18 protein-coding genes are annotated in these 17,356 nt (G+C 62.0%); 7 read left to right on the top strand and 11 right to left on the bottom strand.

The window, feature by feature from the left end; translation table 11 throughout:
- Nucleotides 1-53: 53 nt before the first annotated feature.
- From ACWIGM_RS05090 to ACWIGM_RS05100, 3 genes are all read left to right on the top strand, one after another.
- On the top strand, nt 54-2,114 hold the full coding sequence (locus tag ACWIGM_RS05090; RefSeq protein WP_454024821.1) for an ATP-dependent helicase: 2,061 nt from the start codon (nt 54-56) through the stop codon (nt 2,112-2,114).
- Between the two features lie 93 nt (nt 2,115-2,207).
- Complete coding sequence (locus ACWIGM_RS05095) at nt 2,208-2,642, top strand: translation initiation factor 2 (RefSeq protein ID WP_454024822.1); 435 nt, start codon at nt 2,208-2,210, stop codon at nt 2,640-2,642.
- 32 nt (nt 2,643-2,674) lie between these two features.
- Nucleotides 2,675-2,923, top strand: a complete 249-nt coding sequence (locus ACWIGM_RS05100; RefSeq protein WP_454024823.1) for a DUF6719 family protein — start codon at nt 2,675-2,677, stop codon at nt 2,921-2,923.
- A 129-nt stretch (nt 2,924-3,052) separates the two neighbouring features.
- Here ACWIGM_RS05100 and ACWIGM_RS05105 read toward each other — a convergent pair whose 3' ends face one another.
- Nucleotides 3,053-3,925, bottom strand: a complete 873-nt coding sequence (locus ACWIGM_RS05105) for a hypothetical protein (protein ID WP_454024824.1) — start codon at nt 3,923-3,925, stop codon at nt 3,053-3,055.
- A gap of 512 nt (nt 3,926-4,437) precedes the next feature.
- Between ACWIGM_RS05105 and ACWIGM_RS05110 the strand changes: the two genes are divergently transcribed.
- Nucleotides 4,438-4,665 carry a hypothetical protein gene (locus tag ACWIGM_RS05110; protein ID WP_454024825.1) on the top strand — a complete coding sequence of 76 codons (228 nt, stop codon included), beginning with the start codon at nt 4,438-4,440 and terminating at the stop codon, nt 4,663-4,665.
- 54 nt (nt 4,666-4,719) lie between these two features.
- Here ACWIGM_RS05110 and ACWIGM_RS05115 read toward each other — a convergent pair whose 3' ends face one another.
- The gene (locus ACWIGM_RS05115) at nt 4,720-4,992 is read right to left on the bottom strand and encodes a hypothetical protein (protein ID WP_454024826.1); all 273 of its coding nucleotides are present in this window, start codon (nt 4,990-4,992) and stop codon (nt 4,720-4,722) included.
- Nucleotides 4,993-5,524: 532 nt separating this feature from the next.
- On the opposite strand from ACWIGM_RS05115, the gene ACWIGM_RS05120 reads away from it, so the two are divergent.
- Nucleotides 5,525-5,887 (top strand): hypothetical protein, encoded by a 363-nt coding sequence (locus tag ACWIGM_RS05120; protein WP_454024827.1) that lies wholly within the window; start codon nt 5,525-5,527, stop codon nt 5,885-5,887.
- A gap of 171 nt (nt 5,888-6,058) precedes the next feature.
- On the opposite strand, the gene ACWIGM_RS05125 is transcribed toward ACWIGM_RS05120, so the two are convergent.
- From ACWIGM_RS05125 to ku (ACWIGM_RS05140), 4 genes are all read right to left on the bottom strand, one after another.
- Nucleotides 6,059-6,583 carry a hypothetical protein gene (locus ACWIGM_RS05125; protein ID WP_454024828.1) on the bottom strand — a complete coding sequence of 175 codons (525 nt, stop codon included), beginning with the start codon at nt 6,581-6,583 and terminating at the stop codon, nt 6,059-6,061.
- 132 nt (nt 6,584-6,715) lie between these two features.
- Nucleotides 6,716-11,863, bottom strand: coding sequence for an autotransporter domain-containing protein (locus ACWIGM_RS05130; RefSeq protein WP_454024829.1), 5,148 nt, complete (start codon nt 11,861-11,863; stop codon nt 6,716-6,718).
- Nucleotides 11,864-12,137: 274 nt separating this feature from the next.
- On the bottom strand, nt 12,138-12,911 hold the full coding sequence (locus tag ACWIGM_RS05135; RefSeq protein WP_454025448.1) for an exodeoxyribonuclease III: 774 nt from the start codon (nt 12,909-12,911) through the stop codon (nt 12,138-12,140).
- Nucleotides 12,912-12,929: 18 nt separating this feature from the next.
- The gene (ku, locus tag ACWIGM_RS05140; RefSeq protein WP_454024830.1) at nt 12,930-13,751 is read right to left on the bottom strand and encodes a non-homologous end joining protein Ku; all 822 of its coding nucleotides are present in this window, start codon (nt 13,749-13,751) and stop codon (nt 12,930-12,932) included.
- Between the two features lie 126 nt (nt 13,752-13,877).
- Here ku (ACWIGM_RS05140) and ku (ACWIGM_RS05145) point away from each other — a divergent pair, with 126 nt between their 5' ends.
- Nucleotides 13,878-14,684: a non-homologous end joining protein Ku gene (gene ku / locus ACWIGM_RS05145; RefSeq protein WP_454024831.1), complete on the top strand. Its 807-nt coding sequence runs from the start codon at nt 13,878-13,880 to the stop codon at nt 14,682-14,684.
- A 14-nt stretch (nt 14,685-14,698) separates the two neighbouring features.
- Here ku (ACWIGM_RS05145) and ACWIGM_RS05150 read toward each other — a convergent pair whose 3' ends face one another.
- A complete protein-coding gene (locus tag ACWIGM_RS05150) occupies nt 14,699-14,968 on the bottom strand; it encodes a hypothetical protein (RefSeq protein ID WP_454024832.1) in 270 nt (89 codons plus the stop codon).
- Between the two features lie 192 nt (nt 14,969-15,160).
- Between ACWIGM_RS05150 and ACWIGM_RS05155 the strand changes: the two genes are divergently transcribed.
- Complete coding sequence (locus ACWIGM_RS05155; protein ID WP_454024833.1) at nt 15,161-15,472, top strand: DUF1236 domain-containing protein; 312 nt, start codon at nt 15,161-15,163, stop codon at nt 15,470-15,472.
- A gap of 62 nt (nt 15,473-15,534) precedes the next feature.
- Here the strand turns inward: ACWIGM_RS05155 and ACWIGM_RS05160 are convergent, their stop codons facing one another.
- From ACWIGM_RS05160 to ACWIGM_RS05175, 4 genes are all read right to left on the bottom strand, one after another.
- Nucleotides 15,535-15,786, bottom strand: coding sequence for a hypothetical protein (locus ACWIGM_RS05160; protein ID WP_454024834.1), 252 nt, complete (start codon nt 15,784-15,786; stop codon nt 15,535-15,537).
- A gap of 161 nt (nt 15,787-15,947) precedes the next feature.
- A complete protein-coding gene (locus ACWIGM_RS05165; RefSeq protein WP_454024835.1) occupies nt 15,948-16,217 on the bottom strand; it encodes a hypothetical protein in 270 nt (89 codons plus the stop codon).
- 179 nt (nt 16,218-16,396) lie between these two features.
- On the bottom strand, nt 16,397-16,519 hold the full coding sequence (locus tag ACWIGM_RS05170) for a hypothetical protein (protein WP_454024836.1): 123 nt from the start codon (nt 16,517-16,519) through the stop codon (nt 16,397-16,399).
- A 575-nt stretch (nt 16,520-17,094) separates the two neighbouring features.
- Nucleotides 17,095-17,346, bottom strand: coding sequence for a DUF982 domain-containing protein (locus tag ACWIGM_RS05175; protein WP_454024837.1), 252 nt, complete (start codon nt 17,344-17,346; stop codon nt 17,095-17,097).
- Nucleotides 17,347-17,356: the final 10 nt, after the last annotated feature.

Raw genomic sequence — 17,356 nt, forward strand, 5'->3', positions numbered from 1 at the left:
TTGCAGGCGCCTTCAGCCCGTGCTGCCCTTCAACTTCAGCAGACCGAATCGACATGAGCGCGCACGTCTATCTCGATAGCCTGAACCCGGCTCAGCGACGGGCGGTCTCGCATGGCGATGGACCACTCCCTGCTCCCCCTGTGCTGATCATTGCCGGCGCCGGCTCGGGCAAGACCAATACCCTGGCGCATCGCGTCGCCCATCTGCTCGTTAGCGGTGCCGACCCGCGCCGCATCCTTCTGATGACGTTCTCGCGCCGGGCTGCCTCCGAGATGATCCGCCGCGTCGAGCGCATCGCTCGTAAGGTGATGGGCGAGGGCGCCGGCGTAGCGGTCGATGCGCTGAATTGGGCCGGCACCTTCCATGGCGTCGGCGCACGCCTTCTGCGTGATCTCGCCGAGCAGATCGGGCTCGATCCCGCCTTCACCATCCATGACCGCGAGGACGCCGCCGACCTGATGAACCTGGTCCGGCACGAGCTCGGCTTTTCGAAGACCGAGACGCGCTTTCCAACCAAGGGAACCTGCCTCTCGATCTATTCGCGCTGCGTCAACGCCGAGCAGCCGATCGAGGACGTACTGCGGCTGTCCTATCCGTGGTGCATCGCTTGGATGGAGGAGCTGAGGCAGCTCTTCGAGGCCTATGTGGAGGCCAAGCAGCAGCAGAACGTGCTCGATTACGACGACCTGCTGCTCTACTGGGCGCAGGCGATGACCGATGGCGACCTCGCGGCCGATGTTGGGGGGCGCTTCGATCACGTCATGGTCGACGAGTACCAGGATACCAACCGGCTGCAGTCGTCGATCCTGCTGGCGCTGAAGCCGGACGGCCGCGGCCTGACTGTGGTCGGCGACGATGCGCAGTCGATCTATTCTTTTCGCGCCGCGACCGTCCGCAATATCCTCGACTTCCCGCTGGCATTCTCGCCGGCGGCCGAGGTGATCACGCTCGACCAGAACTATCGCTCGACGCAGGCCATCCTCGCCGCCGCCAATGCGGTGATTGACCTCGCCGCTGAGCGCTTCACCAAGAACCTCTGGACCGATCGCGCCGCCGGCGCCGCGCCGGAATTGGTCAATGTCCGAGACGAGGCCGATCAGGCACGCTTCATTGCCGAAAAGGTGCTGGAGAACCGCGAGGCCGGCGCGACGCTCAAGCAGCAGGCGGTGCTCTTCCGCGCCTCACACCATAGCGGCCCGCTCGAGATCGAGCTGACGCGCCGGAACATCCCGTTCGTCAAGTTCGGTGGGTTGAAGTTCCTCGACGCTGCCCACGTCAAAGACCTGCTCGCCCTGCTGCGCTTCGTCGAGAACCCGCGCGACCGGGTCTCAGCCTTCCGCGTGATGCAGCTCCTGCCGGGCGTAGGGCCGACCTCGGCCCAGCGCGTCATCGAACATCTGGCGCAGGCGCCGGAGGGTGCAGAGGCGTTGCGCGACGCCCCGCCGCCGGCGCGCGCGGGAGAGGACTGGTCAACATTCATCGAAGCGATCGAGGAGTTGCGCTCGGGCAGATCAGGCTGGCCAGCCGAGATCGAGCGAGCCCGGCTCTGGTACGAGCCGCATCTCGAGCGCATCCACGAGGACGCGACGACGCGCCAAGCTGATCTACTGCAGCTCGAACAGATCGCTGGCGGCTATCCTTCGCGTGAGCGCTTTTTGACCGAGTTGACGCTCGATCCACCGGACGCGACCAGCGACCAAGCCGGGGTGCCGCATCTCGACGAGGACTATCTGATCCTCTCGACCATCCATTCGGCCAAGGGGCAGGAGTGGAAGTCGGTCTTCGTCATGAACGTGGTCGACGGCTGCATTCCGATCGATCTGGGCGCAGGCGCCAGGGATGAGATCGAGGAGGAGCGCCGGCTGCTCTATGTCGCGATGACGCGCGCCAAGGACGATCTGCACTTGATAGTGCCGCAGCGCTTCTTCACCCACGGCCAGTCATCGACCGGCGACCGCCACGTCTATGCGGCGCGCACGCGCTTCATTCCGAACACTCTGCTGAAGCACTTCGAGCGGCGCGCCTGGCCGCTCGCTGCGCCCGCCGACACGCGCACAGCCTCCACTGGCCCCAAGATCGATGTGCGCGCCAAGATGCGAGGCATGTGGCGCTGACTAGATGCCCGCTGTGGAGAATGCCGCGCGCCTCTCGACGGCAGCTATCCGGCATGCAACCAACGTTGCGGGGACTGTTGGGGCTACAACCATATGAAGAAGCTGATGGCATGCGCCGTCGCGCTCGGGCTGGGCGCGTGCGGCACGGTTACGCGCGGCATGAACAACGACGTGACGTTCAATTCCGAGCCGCCTGGTGCAGAGATGCGGACCTCGACCGGCCTGACCTGCCCGGCAACGCCATGCACCCTGCCGATTTCGCGGCGCCAGGAGTTCGTCGCGACGTTCTCGCTCGAAGGTCACAGGGATCAGCAGGTCAACGTTACGACGGACATTAGCGGAGGTGGTGCGGCCGGCTTCGCTGGCAATGTCCTGATCGGGGGCGTCGTCGGCATGGGCGTCGATGTGGCAACAGGCGCTGCGCTCGATCACAAGCCGAATCCTGTCTTCGCCAAGATGGAACCGATTGTGGCGCCGCGTGCGGCCACTGCCCAACGTGGTCGAAAGACCCGTCACCGCACAACCTGACCGCTTCTAGGCGCAACTTTGGGGGATAGAGAATGGCACGTCTTGAAGCTTCAGCAGTTGCATTTTCTCTTCTCCTGCTCACGGAGGCTGCAGTCGCACAGCAGGTCTACAGCCGCGAGCCCAGCAAAGGGCAAATCCGCTCTGGCCAGACCGTTCTCGTCGACGACGGCAGATGTCCACGAGGGCAAATTCTTGAGGTAAGCGGCGGCACAAATCCGGGCCTGCGCGGGCAGCACGGACGATCGACAGAGCGGACGCGGCGTTGCGTTCCACGCCCATAGGGAAGCGCTTCTATCGAGGGCGCGAGCTACCAAGGCAAACTGGCTTCGCGGTGCCAAGGCTACGCTCGATCACCATGTCTGGAAGGGGTCGGAAGCGGAAGTCGATGGTGCAGCACTGTTGCCTCGATCTCAAAGCTGGTCGTAGATCGCCTTCCTCGCTTTGCGAAGGGGCAACGGCAAAGACAACATGTCGATCCTGCCAGCAGTCACGATCTCCTTGGCTGGGAGATGAACCTGCGGTCGCTCCAACCCAGGGCAAGGCTTCGCAACGACGAGGGACGAAACGCCTCGTGCTTGCACGTCTTTAACATCGACCGGTCGTGTGGGGGAGGCATCACGCATGAGGCCGTTCGTATCCACGGTCAGAAGGACCGTGCTGCGCTGATCGGAAATTGTCTTGGGCCATCCGATCAAGCACGAGTCGCCGATCGCAATTCTCTTCGCGGACATTGAAGAGGCAATCACGATTGGCCCACCTTCCCCATAGCCGCTGAGAAGAACACGATCCTTATCGATCCAATCGCTGCGCGCAATGTAAGCGGATACGAACTCCAAATGTTCTCGCATTATGCTTGAGACCATATCGCGGTCACGATCCTTACATGCTTGGAAAAACGATTTCCGGTTCAGTAGCGGCGGGTTCTCAAGAATACTGAGCATGGCGACATTTTCGAGCAAGTCCGCTCCCGATACTCCAAACCCACAACCCGGTAAGCTAACAATGACGGGGAGCCTTCCCGCCTCGGCTACGCGCTTTAGGAAAGAGGGCCGAAAAGACGACCCCATATAGCTGCCACCGCTAGGTAGCTGCTTGATCGCATGAATATCGAGCCGGGGTTGCGGCAACTTTGAATATTGCAGATCCAGAGCTTCGTCGGCTGCAATGCGCGCCTGCTGCTCGGCATATCGCTTTTCGGCGCGGCTGCTTTGAACGTTCTTTATGACACCAACTAGGATGATCAGGCTCAAAAGCGCCAACGCCAGAATTTTGAGCTTCTTCACCGCGTCCGCTCCAAGTTACGTCGGAGCCAGTACAATCAGGGCGCTTAAGGAACCATTTGACTCTGGATTTGCGGACTCAGCTCGATGGGAGAGCTGCAGGTTCAGAGCGGGGCGCCTTGTGGGATCCTGGTCTCCAAGCAATGTCCGCAAGGGGTCGAAAGCGGACGTTAATCCGCCTGTGCTAGCGACTGCGCGATGGACATGCTGAGATCGATAGTGGGTTGGGCATGGAGGGTTCAGACCCGGCCAAGCCTCGTTGTTCTCGCGGGGCTCTGCGCCTTCTTCCTGCTGTATGAGGCCACCAACAGGCATACCGCCATCGTTGCAATTGGACTTCTGGTCTTCCTCACGGGTGGATTAGCGTTCATCTGGCGGGTTGGGCGAGCTCATAGAGACGACGACTGAGCGGGTTCGAGAGAACGTCTGAGATGGGGCAGAGGACGACGTTAACGGTCTGAACGAAAGATACCAGCGGGCCCATTTAAGGCCGTGTCTCCCGTGTGAGAACGACAATGCTGACCAAAGAGCAAGACGGCAAACTCACAATGCTAACAGTTGTTTTTAACCTGCCAATCCAGCTTGTTTTAGCATGGTATTTTATACGAGCTGACAGCCTGGTGAGCGCGTTGCATCCGTTGCTTGCGGCGGTTCTGCTGATAGTCCTGAGCGTCCCTTCTTTTCTTTACATTCGCGCCAAGCTGAGGCGCCGGCTCTACCCGAATGAAAAGGAGGGTTCATAACTCAAGCAGACGGTCGGTACTGGAGTCGTAAGGTGTCGGAAGTGGAGCAGCGGCTTAACCGCGCGAAAGATAGATCACAATGCCGAAGAAGAGCCCGAACCAGAGGAATTGCCCCAAAGCGATCGCTGCCAGGAATGAAACGACAGGCCGCCCGCCGCGATACCAGAACAGCTTGAAGGGATTCTGATTGTAGTTCCCATACTCAGCGACATCCAAGCGACCAAGCGACAGGACCTGTATTGTTGCGCGCCCCGTCCAATAGCCTAGCCATAGGGTCAATGACAACCAAACCAGCCGGGCGAAGAAGCCTAAGATCGATTCAATCAAGGTTGGTCCTGAGTGAGTTCCCGTGCTGGATATAGGTTACAGCGCCTACTGATCCATGAATGGCCATGTCGCTTACGGGTCGGAAGCGGACATTGCGATTGTCTGATTTGGGTCGCAGGCCCGCCAGCACCAGACTGCGCGCGGAGTGATAACTGGATGCCAAAGGTGCTCTATTGCTGGCGATGTCGGCAGGACATCCCCATGCTCGACGAACGCGAATGGGCGGAAATCCATCCGCTTCTCACGAGGTCGATTGAAGACGTAAAAGAATACCGTAGTCGCCACCCAGAGGTCGATCTATTAGAAGCTCGGCGGCGAGTTTATGAACCTGGCGTATTGCAGCGATATTTCGAGCTAACGGGCTTCCGGGAAACAAATATCAACGCAATCTGGCATCATCGGGCAAGCGATTTCGGTCCACCCTGCCATTCGTGCGGAAAGCCGCTTCGCACCCCGAGGGCCCGATTTTGTGCGGAATGCCCGGATTAACCACCCAGCTTCCGCAACTTTTGAAAACAGGCCGGAAGCAGAGATGAGATATGCTAAAGCGTCGGAGGCCAAATTGCAAAAATTCAGAGAGGAGAATATCTCGCTCGCTCCCGGTATTGAAATAGCGGAAATTGACGGGTGGAGTATGGTTCAAGCAACAGGAACTATCAACGGATCAAAATTTTACTTTAAAGCTAAGCACAATTATTGGTTATTGGCTATTGGCGGCGACGATCCGGCCGATCTCCCCGAATGGGAATACGAAGAGCCATATGGCGAGGGCCCCTATGGCGCGAATTTCATGGAGCATGAGATAGCCAAGCGGCTAATCCTAGAGGCTGCTGGACGATTTCTCAGGGGTGACCCGGATCCGAGAATTGCGCGCGATTCTTCACCTCCGCGTTGACCCCAGTTCATGCCCGTCAACACCGTTGCCGAATGGATAGGACGCAGGCTTGGCGGGTGTCCGCAATGGGTCGGAAGCGGACGTCCAAGGTTCAGCGGAGGAGCGGTTTTGGGCGAGGCGCGGTGGTCGCAGTGAAGGACCTATCGGAAGCAACACCCTACTTGCTGCCGCCTAGCTTGAGAGATTGCAAACGAGCTCTGCGGCGGAACCGCGGCTGACGATCTTTGCCTCTCCCCACGACGTTGGCGTGGCGCGAGCGAGGTCTTTTCCGAGAACACTTTCAACCTCTTGCCGCGAAGCATCAAACAAAATGGAGACGACACTGATGCCGTTCTCGATGCCCATGTCGAAGGCAAGTTGTTGAGTACGAAGGCCGCGGTATAATCCCATTAATGGGATACTTACTCGCCGATACCCTGCAACGTCGCGCTTTTCTAATTTTGCTTTGCCGAATGCCGCAGCGAATTGGGCGGGAAGGTTTACTTTTGTCGAACGCGTCGCACCTGGATCGGGGACGTACCGAAGCCGTATCTCTTTCCAAAGAGCAGATACGGGCGCGGATGTTCTGCACGCAGAATCACTATCGGCTTTTTCGATGCCGCCAATAAAGTCATCGAGGTTGACGAGCTCCGTGCCTGTCGCCGGGTAACCACCGTACAGGCACATGGCACAGGCTACCGCGAATGCCCTCGTCATAGATGTCGATCCTATCGAGCGATCAGGGGCCCACCGCTATTGCACGGCCATGATTCGTGTCAAATCAACATGGCAACGAGCACCCGCTATGGGTCGAAGGCGAACATTAATGCCAACCGAAATAGGCGCCGTTCAGAACCGCATCTCGACCCTGCCCTTGAGGGCGTGGTCTCTGGAGCGTTCGCCTATTGCCGCGGAGTAGGTCAGGCCCAGCGCCGTGGCCTGCGAGATGCGCCAGTCGAGGCCGGCCTCGGCGGTGAGCGCGTTGCGGTCGATCGGGGCGGCGAAGACCACGGCCGGATTGGTGCCCAGCGCGAAGGCGGTTCTGGCCAGCGGGGTGAGCTCGCCAAAACCATGGCGCCAGCCGAGCACGGCCCGGGCAAACAGCGGCATCGTCCCGAGCTGCGCCTCGGCGCGCAGGCCGAGCGTGGTGAAGCCGAGCGTCTGGTCGCTGGAGAGCACGCGCAGCGCCGCGGCACCGCCCTGTTCGGTGCCAGCATCGGTCGAGACCCGGAGCAGCGCCAGCTGGGCGAAGGGCTCGAGCGCAAAGCCACTGAAGGCAAAGCCATAGCCGAGCTCGGCGAAGCCCTGCAGAACCTGCCCCGGACGCTGCAGGCGGAGCAGGTCACCGAAGCCGCGGATCGCGACCTGGCGGCGGATGTCGCTTTCCGACCAGCTATAGGCGGCGCCGGCGTCGAAGCGCAGGCTGCCGAAGCGGGCGCCGGCATAGAGCGCGGCATGGCCGCTTTCGAGCTTGCCGGAGGAGAGGCGGGCATCGAGATCGAAGCGCGACTGGCTGTAGCCGCCGGCGACGCCGACCTTCAGCGACGAGCCGGGCGCGTCATAGAGCATGATGTCCGCCCCGAGCAAGGCACCGCCGCTGCGGCGGGACAGCGAGGCGGCATTGCCGTCGGCATCGCTGTTGCCGGCGCTGCCGAAAGCCTCGCCCCAGAGCGTGTAGCGCGGCTGCGGCAGCGGCGCGGCCATCGTGATCGCACCCTTGCGACCGGGCAGGTCGGCGCTGAACGCGGCCGCGACCTGCTGGCCAGGCTGGGTGAGCAGCGGGCCGCGCAGGCGGTTGAGGATGCTCTCGCGCACCAGCCGGCTCTCATCGATCATGACGCTGACCGCCTGGGCATGGGCCTCGCCGGAGAGCAGGTCGAAGCCGGCGCGGGCCTCGGCCGCCGTCGCCGAGATCAGCGCGTCATAGACCGGGTTGCCGGCGCCGAGCGCCTCGGCGGCATTGGCGATGAAGCCCTGGTTACGGGTCTGGGCGATGTAATTGCCGGACGTGCCGCCACCCGGGGTCGCGCCGCCACCGCCCGGTGTGGTGCCGCCGCCGGTGTCCCCACCACCCGGGCCGAAGCCGGTGTCGTTGCGCGTCATCGTCAGCGTCACGCTGGTGCCGCCATAGCCGAGCGACGGCGTCAGGAAGGCGAGGTTCGAGCTGACGCTGCTGAAGGTGCCGGTGACGCCGCCCGAGGCGGTCAGGATGGTGTAGTTCGTCGCCGCCGCGTAGTTGCCGTTCTCGGCGAGGACCTGCACCGTACCGCCCGTAATCGTCGCCTTGCCCGAGGCCGCGATCCTGTCGCTCTGGCCGGCCGCGTTGACCTCGACCTGATAGGTCGAACCGCTGGCGAAGGCGACGTTGCCGGAGACGTTGAGCGTCCCGATCGAGTTGCCTGGCGCCACCGTCGCGCCGCTCCCGACATTCATCGCCCCGATCGTGCCGGAGCCGCCGAGCGTGCCGCCGTCGAGCGCGACCGAGCTCGCCAGCGAGCCGTTGACCACCAGCTTGCCGCCGGAGACCTTGGTTGCGCCGGTATAGGTGTTCGTCCCCGTCAGCGTCAGCGTGCCGGTGCCGGTCTTGTCGAGCGCGCCATTGCCGCTGATCGTGCCGGAGAATGTCGTCGAAGCGTTGCTGCTGCCAGCCTTCAATGTCGTGCCGCTGCCAATCTGGATCGTGCCGGCGCCGGCGAGCGAGCCAGCGGTCACGGCGCCCAGCCCATCGCTGATCTGCAGCGTGGTGCCCGAGGCGACCTTGTAATCCGAAGCCGCCGACATGGCCCGCGCGGCATCGATGAAGAGCGTGCCGGCCTCGATCGAGGTCGCGCCGGAATAGCTGTTGGTTCCTGTCAGGGTCAGCGTGCCGGCGCCCTGCTTGGTCAGGCCGCCCGTGCCGCTGATGGCGCCGTTGAAGCCGATCGCATTGCTGCGATTGAAGACGAGCTGGCCATGATTGACGACGTCGCCGAGGATTGAGCCGGTCGTGCCGCCATTGCCGATCTGGAGCGTGCCGCCCGCGATCGTCGTGCCGCCGGTATAGGTGTTGGTTGCGGTCAGGATCAGCGTGCCCGCGCCGGCCTTGGTCAGCGAGGTGCCGTTCCAGCCGGTCGCAAGGTTCGCGCTCTGATCGGCCAGCACCGCTCCGACCGTGAAGCTGTCGGTGGCATTGGTCAGGGTGAAGGTGCCATGGGCCAGGTTATTGCCGGCCGTCCAGCTCAGCCCATAGCTGGCGAGATATTGCCGGCCGTCGGCCGATTTGCGGGCGGAGACGGTGAGGTAGTCCACCGTGCCGCTGAAACCGCCGACGCTGACGCTGGCGAAGTCGCCGTTGATGCCGGATGCGGTATCGACCAGCACCATGTCGAGCTGGCTCGCATCGGCGATGCCGCTGATGTTGAAGGTGGCGCCGTTGCCGATCGTGATGCTGTCGGCGGAGAGCGCAGGGCTGCTCGTGCCGGCGGCGATGGACAGCGTGGTGTTGTTGCCGAAGGTCACGGTCTGCGCGACGGTCAGGGTCGCCGGCGCCTGGATCGCCAGCGTGCCGCCGGTCACGTTGATGCCGCCGCCCAGATTGATGTTGCCGCTCGACGTGCCGTTGCCGAACTGCAGCATCCCGCCGGCGATCGTGGTGCCGCCGGTATAGGTGACGGCGCCGGACAGTGTCAGCGTGCCTGTGCCGGTCTTGACCAGCGAGCCGCCGCTGCCGGAGATGACGCCGCTCACCTCGGTCGAGAGATTGTTCGAGCCGACAGTCAGCTCGTTGGCGCCGAGGAGGTAGTTGCCGGCCCCGGCGATCGAACCGGCGCTCAGCTTGCGGTCGCCGTTCGGGCCGGTGCTGCCCGAGAAGTCAACCGTGCCTCCGGCATTGTTGACGAGGGTGGCACTGCCCGCCGTGCTGGTATCGTAGAAATACACATTGTTGTCGTTGGTGATGGTGGCACTGCCAGCCGTGCTGGCCGCGTTGAATTCGACCTGGCCGGTGTTGAAGATGGTGGCATTGCCGGCCGTGCTGGCCTCGGAGAATGCCAGGCGACCGCTGTTGTTGACGAGGGTGGCACTGTCCGCCGTGCTGGCGTTGTTAAAGCTCAGGTAGTTGCTGTTGGTGATGGCGGCGTTGCCCGCCGTGCTGGTGTTCAGGAATCGCAGCGTGCCGTCGTTGATGATAGTGGCGCTGCCAGCCGTGCTGGCGTTGTTAAAGCTCAGGTAGTTGCTGTTGGTGATGGCGGCATTGCCCGCCGCGCTGGTGCCGTAGAAGTACAAATAGTGGTAGTTGGTAATGGTGGCGCTGCCCGCCGTGCTGGTGCCGTCGAATCGCAGCGTGCCGTTGTTGGTGATGGTGGCGCTGCCAGCGGTGCTGGCGTCGTTGAAATTCAGATCTCTGCCGCTGTTGTTGGTAATGGTGGCGCTGCCGGCTGTGCTGCTCCCGTTGAACGACATATTCCCGTTGTTGGTGATGACAGCACTGCCCGCCGTACCGTCGCCGGAGAAATAGAGAGTTCCACTGGAACTATTTGTGATGGTCGCGCTGCCGGCCGTGCTGTTGCCGTTGAAGGACAATCCATAATTGTTGACGATTGTGGCGCTGCCCGCGGTGCTGCTGCCGGCGAAAACCATGCTGTAGGTGTTCGTGATGCTGGCGCTGCCGGCGCTGCTGGTGTCGTTGAACCCCCAGGAGCCGTCGTTGATGATGGTGGCGCTGCCCGCCGTGCTGGTGCCGTAGAACTGCGTCAGGCCGTAGCCCGTGTTGGTGAAGCTGCTCGTGCCGGCGCTACTGGTGCCGCGGAAATATGCGCGCCCATCATTCGAGATCGTCGTGATGCCGCTCGTGTCGGCGTTGACGATATTGAATGTCGCCCCGTTGCCGACGGTGACTGTCCCCAGAATGGAGCCGACCGCACCGGCAGTGCCGAGCTGCAACGTGCCGCCGGAGATCGTCGTGCCGCCGCTATAGGTATTGGTTCCCGATAAGGTCAGCGTGCCCGTGCCTGTCTTGACCAGCGAACCGCTGCCGGAGATGACGCCGCTCGCCTCGGTCGAGAGATTGTTCGAGCCGACCGTGAACTGCTTGGCGCCGATGACGTAATTCCCGGCCCCCTCGATCGAGCCGGCCGTCATCGCGGCCAATCCGGCGGGATCCGAGATATCGACCGTGCCGCCGGCCTGGGTGATGAAGCGCGCCCCGGCGCTGCTGCCGGCGGCGATGAACTGGGTCGTCGCCCCGGCCGCCGTCGTGATCGTCGCCGTGCCGGCCGTGCTGAAGCCGCGAAAGATCAGGCTGCTCTCATTGACGATGGTCGCGCTGTCGGCCGAGCTGCTGTCATAGAAGATCAGGCTGTTCTTGTTGGTGATGGTGGCGCTGCCGGCCTTGCTCGTGTCGTAGAAGCTCAGGCTGGCATTGTTGGTGATGGACGCGTTTCCAGCCGTGCTCGACGTGTGGAAGTTGATCAGGCCGGCACCATTGTTGACGATTGTCGCGTTGCCGGCCGTGCTGTCGTCATAGAACAGCAGGTAAGCCGTGTTGCTAATGGTGGCATTGCCGGCTGTGCTGGTGTCGTGGAACTCCGTGAAGAAGCTGTTCGTGATCGAGGCGCTGCCCGCAGAGCTGGCGTTCCGGAAATAGAGGTCGCCGCTGTTGCTGATGGTCGCGCTGCCGCCGTTGACGACGATACCCGCTCCGGTGAACTCCAGAATCCGGTTGTTGCTGAAGCTGTAGTTCGCGGCATTGGCGTTGAACGTCCACCCGCCGATGGTCACATTGTTCGCGAACGAAACGTTCGTAATCGTCGACGTGCCGAAGAAGGCCGTGCCGGTCGGCCGCACTCCGGTGTCCCAGTTCAGGCCGGCATTGAAATTGGTCGAGACCGGCGCCGTGTGCCATGTCGCATTCTGAGCGTGGGCAGGCGCAACGAGCGCCGTGCCGGCGAGCAGCGCCAGGCGCAGGGCCAGGCGCAGGGCCAGGCCGCCCCATCGTCCGTCCAAAATCGGTAGAGCCACGTCTTGTCCCCGGCCGCTGCGCAAGGCTTACGCCAGGGCACCGGCAAGGCAATGAACAGCCATTCACATCATTTCAGAATGGCGACATGCAGCAATCGTGCAACAGATCGTCTGGAGGCGGGGAGAACCTATGTGACGTCCGGAATGTACCGGAAGCAGACGCTCAGCCCAGCCGCAAGACCAATAGCCTCGCCCGCCTTCGCCCGCAGCCCCTTGAACGAGGAGTAACGCAGCTTGTCGTCATGCGTCCAGCTCGTTCCAAAGAATTCGCGTATCAGCGCTCTAGCAAAGCCCACACCGGGGCATGGTCGCTCGCCCCATCCCGGCCGCGCTCATCACGGTCAACTCCGGCTTCAATCAGGCATCCGGCAAGATCAGCGGATAGGAGGATGTGATCGAGCCGCAACCCGAGGTCTCGATCGAAACGGCCACGCCAATAGGTCCAAAACGAATAGATGCGCCGATCCGGGAACAGATGCCGGACGGCATCGGTCCAGCCCAGATCGACTAATCGGCGGAAACTTCGGCGAGGCGCCGGCTGGACCAGTGCATCGTCATCCCACGACCGGGTCGGGTAAATATCGATCGCGGTCGGAGCAACGTTGTAGTCACCGGCCAGAATGACCGGGACGCCGGACGCCTTCAGCTCCGCGGCGTGCGCGATGAGGCGCTTCATCCAGGCGAGCTTGTAGTCGAACTTCGGCCCCGGCTGGGGATTGCCATTGGGTGCGTAGATCGAAGCGACGACGATGCCCGCGATGGCCGCCTCGATGTATCGGGCCTGATCATCGTCTTCGCCGCCGGGAAGGCGACGGCGCGTAACAACCGGCTCAGCGCCCCGAGCCAGCAGCGCGACGCCGTTCCAGGTCTTTTGCCCCTGCCAGACGGCGCCGTAGCCAGCGGCCTGCAGGGCTGCGACAGGAAAATCGGCGTCCTTCGCCTTGAGTTCCTGCAGAGCAACGATATCCGGTTGCGTGGCCTTGAGCCAGGCGAGCAGATTTGGCAGCCGCTTGTTGATGTTATTGATGTTGAACGTCGCGACCCGCAGCCGCCTCGCTCTTGCCACTTACGCCGCCTTCTTTGTCGGCTTCCGCTTCACAGCCTTCGGCGCATCCTGCCCGACGCTGGCGCGCAGCGCCTCCATCAAGTCGACGACCTTCGGCGCCTTTGCCTTCTTCGCCGCCTTGACCGGCTTGCCGGCGAGCTTGGCTTTCACGAGCTCGGCGACGGCGGCCTCGTAGCGGTCATCGAATTTCGATGGATCGAACTCGCCCTTCTTGGTCTCGATGATGTGCTTGGCGAGCTCGAGCATCTCTTTCTGGATCTTCAGCTTGGGGATACCGTCGAACGCCTCCGTGGCGGAGCGGACCGCGTAGTCGAAATTGAGGGTGTGGGCGACGAGCCCGAGCCCGTGTGCCCGGATCAATAGCGCGCGATAGCGGCGGAACAGCACGGCGTGCGCCAGAGCGCCGACCTTGCTGGCACGCAGCGCTTCGCGGATCACCGCGAAGGCGTCGTCAGCAATCTTTCCGGACGGCGCGAGGTAATAGGGCTTGTCGAAAAAGACCGTGTCGATCTCGCTGCAGGGAATGAAGGCGGCGACTGCAAGCAGCTTCTTGCTCTCCGGCACCGCATTGGCGATTTCGTCGGGCCCGATTTCGACATAGCGGTTCTCGCCGATTTCGAAGCCCTTGATCTGGTGCTCGCGGTCGACCGACTCCTCGGTCACCGGGTCGATGAACTCGCGGCGAACGCGATGGCCGGTGTCGCGGTTGATTGTGTGGAACGAGATGCGTTCGGCGGTGCTGGCGCCGGTGTAGAGCGCGACCGGGCAGCTGATCTCGCCGAACTTCAGATAGCCCTTCCAGTTCGCCCGCGCTGCGACCATGGCACCAAACTCCCAACGCAACTCATCAGCGATTCAATGCGGGGCTGGCCAGCAGGTTCCGATCAGCGGGAACTGAATCGGGCAAGCCGCATTGAGTCGGCAGTTGCGTTACGGAGTTGCGTCGTCATGCCAGCCCGCACCTATTGGAAGGGCTACCTCAAGCTCTCGCTGGTCACCTGTCCGGTCGCCATGAGCCCGGCCACGTCCGAGAGCGAGAAAGTGCGCTTCCACACGCTGAACCGGGAAACCGGCAATCGGATCGTCAGCCGCTATATCGATGCCGAGAGCGGCAAGCCCGTCGATCCGGATGACCAGGCCAAGGGGTATGAGGCTGAAGAAGGCCGGCTCGTCCTGATCGAGGATGAGGAGCTCGAGGCGGTCAAGCTCGACACCGTCCGCACGATCGACATCGACGCCTTCGTTACGCGCGATTCCATCCCCTGGATCTATCTCGACAGCCCGCACTACGTGGTGCCTGACGATGAGGTTGGCGAAGAAGCGTTCTCGGTCATTCGGGACGCCATGGCGGCGACGAAGATGGTCGGGGTCTCCCGCGTCGTGCTCTATCGCCGCGAGCGGGCTGTGATGCTGGAGCCGCGCGACAAGGGCATCGTGCTCTGGACCTTGCGCTATGGCGACGAGGTCCGAGATGAAAAGGCCTATTTCGCTGAGATCGACAAGGAAACGCCGGAGCCGGAACTGCTCGACCTGGCGCAGAGATTCATCAAGGCGAAGACGAAGGACTGGTCGCCGGAGATGGTCAAGGACCCGGTCCAGGAACATCTGCTCAAGCTCATAGCAGCGAAGAAGCGCAAGGGAACGCGCAAGTCCGCCGACGCCGGCGAGAGAGGGCGGCCAGGGAATGTCGTCAACCTGTTCGACGCGCTGAAAAAGAGCCTGCAGGCCGACAAGTCACTGCGGAGCAGACCGTGACGGCCTCACATCCCTCAGGAAGCCTTGTCGTCGAAGTCGTTGGCGATCGGCGCCGGTGATGCGATCCCAACTGCATCGACGAGAAACCTCTTGATCGCGCCCCCAACCAGATCTGAGCCCGGCTCCGTTCGCCACAGGTCGACCAGAATGAAACCGAGCCGTTCGCGCGCTGCCGAAGTCGCCGTTGGCTCACAATGGTTCGCGACCGCAGCCCATGCGGTGTCGAAGGCTTCTTGCAGCTGCGCGAGTGTTTCGGGATCTGCGGCAACAGATCGAAGGGGCATGGGCGATCCTCGCATTCGATCTGTTCTTTAGAGAGATTCAAAATTGATTGCTGAGAGGAGTCAAGCCGGTTGGTTTTGCGCCGGGCTGGTAGGTGGCGGCAACCCGAAGGCCAACGCATATCGTGGTCAACTGGAACTTTTGTAATGCTTCTAAGTTGCCGCATCCATCTGGGGGATAACCAGGAGGCCGATATGAAGAAGTTCTTTCTCGCAGCCGCCGTCGCGATGGCACCGATGGTAGCATTCGCCCAGACATCGACGACCACCACCACAACGATCACGACCGAACAGCAGGGTAAGGTCCGGGCCTATGTGGTCAAGGAGAAGCCCGCCTCCGTGAAGGTGACCGAGTCGGTCGCCGTCGGAACCGCCCTGCCGTCTTCCGTGACGCTGCAGGCCTTGCCGGCTGATGTTGGCGTCACGCAGTACCGCTACGCGATAGTCAACGACAAGACGGTTCTGGTCGAGCCGAGCTCGCGCAAGATCATCCAGATCATCGAGTGATCAAACGACGAGCGAATTTTCGCGGCGAAGAGGTCGGTTTCGGCCTCTTCGTTTTGAGGACCCTATGTGTCGGATTGCTTGATCCCGAATTTCTGGGCCAGCTGAACCCTGTTCATGCAGGAAACGTCGTAACTGACCTGCCGGCCCTTCAATTCCGGGCGCTTGGCAAAGTCCTTGGTCATAGTTCCAACGATGTCATCGATGCGCGCCTCGCACGCTTCATTACTGACGAAGCTCATTTCGCTGATGTGCGTTGACAAACAGGTGGGCTCGCCCGCTACGCAGGCGACAATCACCATCGTGAATACGTCCATGGAAGAAGCTGCCCCGAGCGACTTGAGTACAAGTCGTTGCTGATCGATTCGCTACCAAAGGCCACTGTTCGACAATGTGAACACGAACCCTTCTCGCGCGCTAGCAAAGCCACAAGAATGGGTAGTGTTTTGCCCAGCATGTTGCATTTCAGCCAAATGCATTACGGCGATTGGCTTGCGATGCGCCTGGCCATCAGATCGAGCAATTCACCCACCGTCCGCGCCTGCTCGAACGCCTCATCGTGCAGCATGTCGCGGTCGAATTCGCGCTCGATAGCGTTACCGATCAGAGTGAGGTCGTCCGCCGTGAGGCCCACTTCGTCGAGCGTCGCAGCGCGATCGAGCTTTGCCCGCTCGACCAATCCTTCTGCAGCGATGATATCCAGAAGCCGGTCTAGCAGTGCGGCTTCTTTAGGGCTCAGCTTCGACATGCGTGTTCACTCTATAACGCAGAGGGCCGGGTGAGACGGCGCGCGTCAGAGCTACCCTGCTGAAAATCAGAGGTTCCCAGGAAAAGGCGGCGACATATACAAACGGGCAGGATCCATGTCGGCAAAGGGTAATGGCGCCAGCGTTTCGCCAAGCGGCAGAGCGGAGTTTGGCGGGCCGCCTATTCATCCAAACTGGCAGTTATGGCAATCATGCCTACCGCGATGAGCATGACCGAGGCGACAACGACCACTGAGGCGATCAGCGCGCCAAATGCGATTTCGTCAATAGATGGGATGCTCATCGTCACACATCTCCGACGCTGATAACCTCGCAAAAAAGCACCACCCGGCCGACGTCGGGTGGGGCACTCAAATGATGCTCTCCGGCCGGCGGCTAGGAGACGACTGCACCGGAGAGAGGCCTAGCGCTGGCTTGGGGGGAGCGCCCGTCACCAACTGCCAGAATTCAATTCAGCAGACGTGCCCCGGCAATATCAAATCACCCGCCAGGGCGAGCTGACGGGGTCTGGAATAGGTGCCTCTCGCCGCCGTGAGCTTGGGGGCTGTTGTGTCGGCGAGAGGCATGGCGCAAGGGACCAGTCAGCGCCACGCAATCAACACATTTCGACGAGCGGTGTTCCCAGCACTTTTGAATGGCCGCTCCAAGACGGTCGGAGTGCCGAGCATCGAGACTCTCGCAGCCTCCCACCGGCAGGCATTCGCCTACGGCCCTCTCGCGCAGGAATGGCCTGCAACAGCGACAGTCCCGCCAGCTGAATTGGAAGCTGACGAGGCCGATCCTGCGATACATCTCGGATGGGCATTGCAGGCTGCCAAGGCCCGCCGGTTCCAGAGCGCGACCGAGCGAACTGGTTCTCTAACCGGCGGTTGCCAAAATCAGACGATTGGCTGCCGCCGCAGCCTTCTCGAACGCGATTCGAGCCTCATCCGTAGTCTTCTTGCCGCCAATCACTTCGGCGCAAGTTCGGAATGCTTCTTCCCATTCCGCGCTGCGCTCAGGCCAATCCACCAACAGCTCGACTGCCTTCTCCGCTGATGTGACCGCATAGAGACGGCCGGCGCGATCCGCCTCGACATAGACGGCCGGGTTGAACCAGTGACGTCCCATGACACGCCCC

The organism is Allobosea sp. NPDC055332 (genome assembly GCF_053645455.1).

Bases quoted from the DNA above. Each gene is read 5' to 3' on its own strand.
- ACWIGM_RS05090 (WP_454024821.1), top strand. From the start codon at position 54: ATGAGCGCGCACGTCTATCTCGATAGCCTGAACCCGGCTCAGCGACGG.
- ACWIGM_RS05095 (WP_454024822.1), top strand. From the start codon at position 2,208: ATGAAGAAGCTGATGGCATGCGCCGTCGCGCTCGGGCTGGGCGCGTGC.
- ACWIGM_RS05100 (WP_454024823.1), top strand. From the start codon at position 2,675: ATGGCACGTCTTGAAGCTTCAGCAGTTGCATTTTCTCTTCTCCTGCTC.
- ACWIGM_RS05110 (WP_454024825.1), top strand. From the start codon at position 4,438: ATGCTGACCAAAGAGCAAGACGGCAAACTCACAATGCTAACAGTTGTT.
- ACWIGM_RS05120 (WP_454024827.1), top strand. From the start codon at position 5,525: ATGAGATATGCTAAAGCGTCGGAGGCCAAATTGCAAAAATTCAGAGAG.
- ACWIGM_RS05125 (WP_454024828.1), bottom strand. From the start codon at position 6,583: ATGACGAGGGCATTCGCGGTAGCCTGTGCCATGTGCCTGTACGGTGGT.
- ku (WP_454024830.1), bottom strand. From the start codon at position 13,751: ATGGTCGCAGCGCGGGCGAACTGGAAGGGCTATCTGAAGTTCGGCGAG.
- ku (WP_454024831.1), top strand. From the start codon at position 13,878: ATGCCAGCCCGCACCTATTGGAAGGGCTACCTCAAGCTCTCGCTGGTC.
- ACWIGM_RS05150 (WP_454024832.1), bottom strand. From the start codon at position 14,968: ATGCCCCTTCGATCTGTTGCCGCAGATCCCGAAACACTCGCGCAGCTG.
- ACWIGM_RS05155 (WP_454024833.1), top strand. From the start codon at position 15,161: ATGAAGAAGTTCTTTCTCGCAGCCGCCGTCGCGATGGCACCGATGGTA.
- ACWIGM_RS05160 (WP_454024834.1), bottom strand. From the start codon at position 15,786: ATGGACGTATTCACGATGGTGATTGTCGCCTGCGTAGCGGGCGAGCCC.
- ACWIGM_RS05165 (WP_454024835.1), bottom strand. From the start codon at position 16,217: ATGTCGAAGCTGAGCCCTAAAGAAGCCGCACTGCTAGACCGGCTTCTG.
- ACWIGM_RS05170 (WP_454024836.1), bottom strand. From the start codon at position 16,519: ATGAGCATCCCATCTATTGACGAAATCGCATTTGGCGCGCTGATCGCC.
- ACWIGM_RS05175 (WP_454024837.1), bottom strand. From the start codon at position 17,346: ATGGGACGTCACTGGTTCAACCCGGCCGTCTATGTCGAGGCGGATCGC.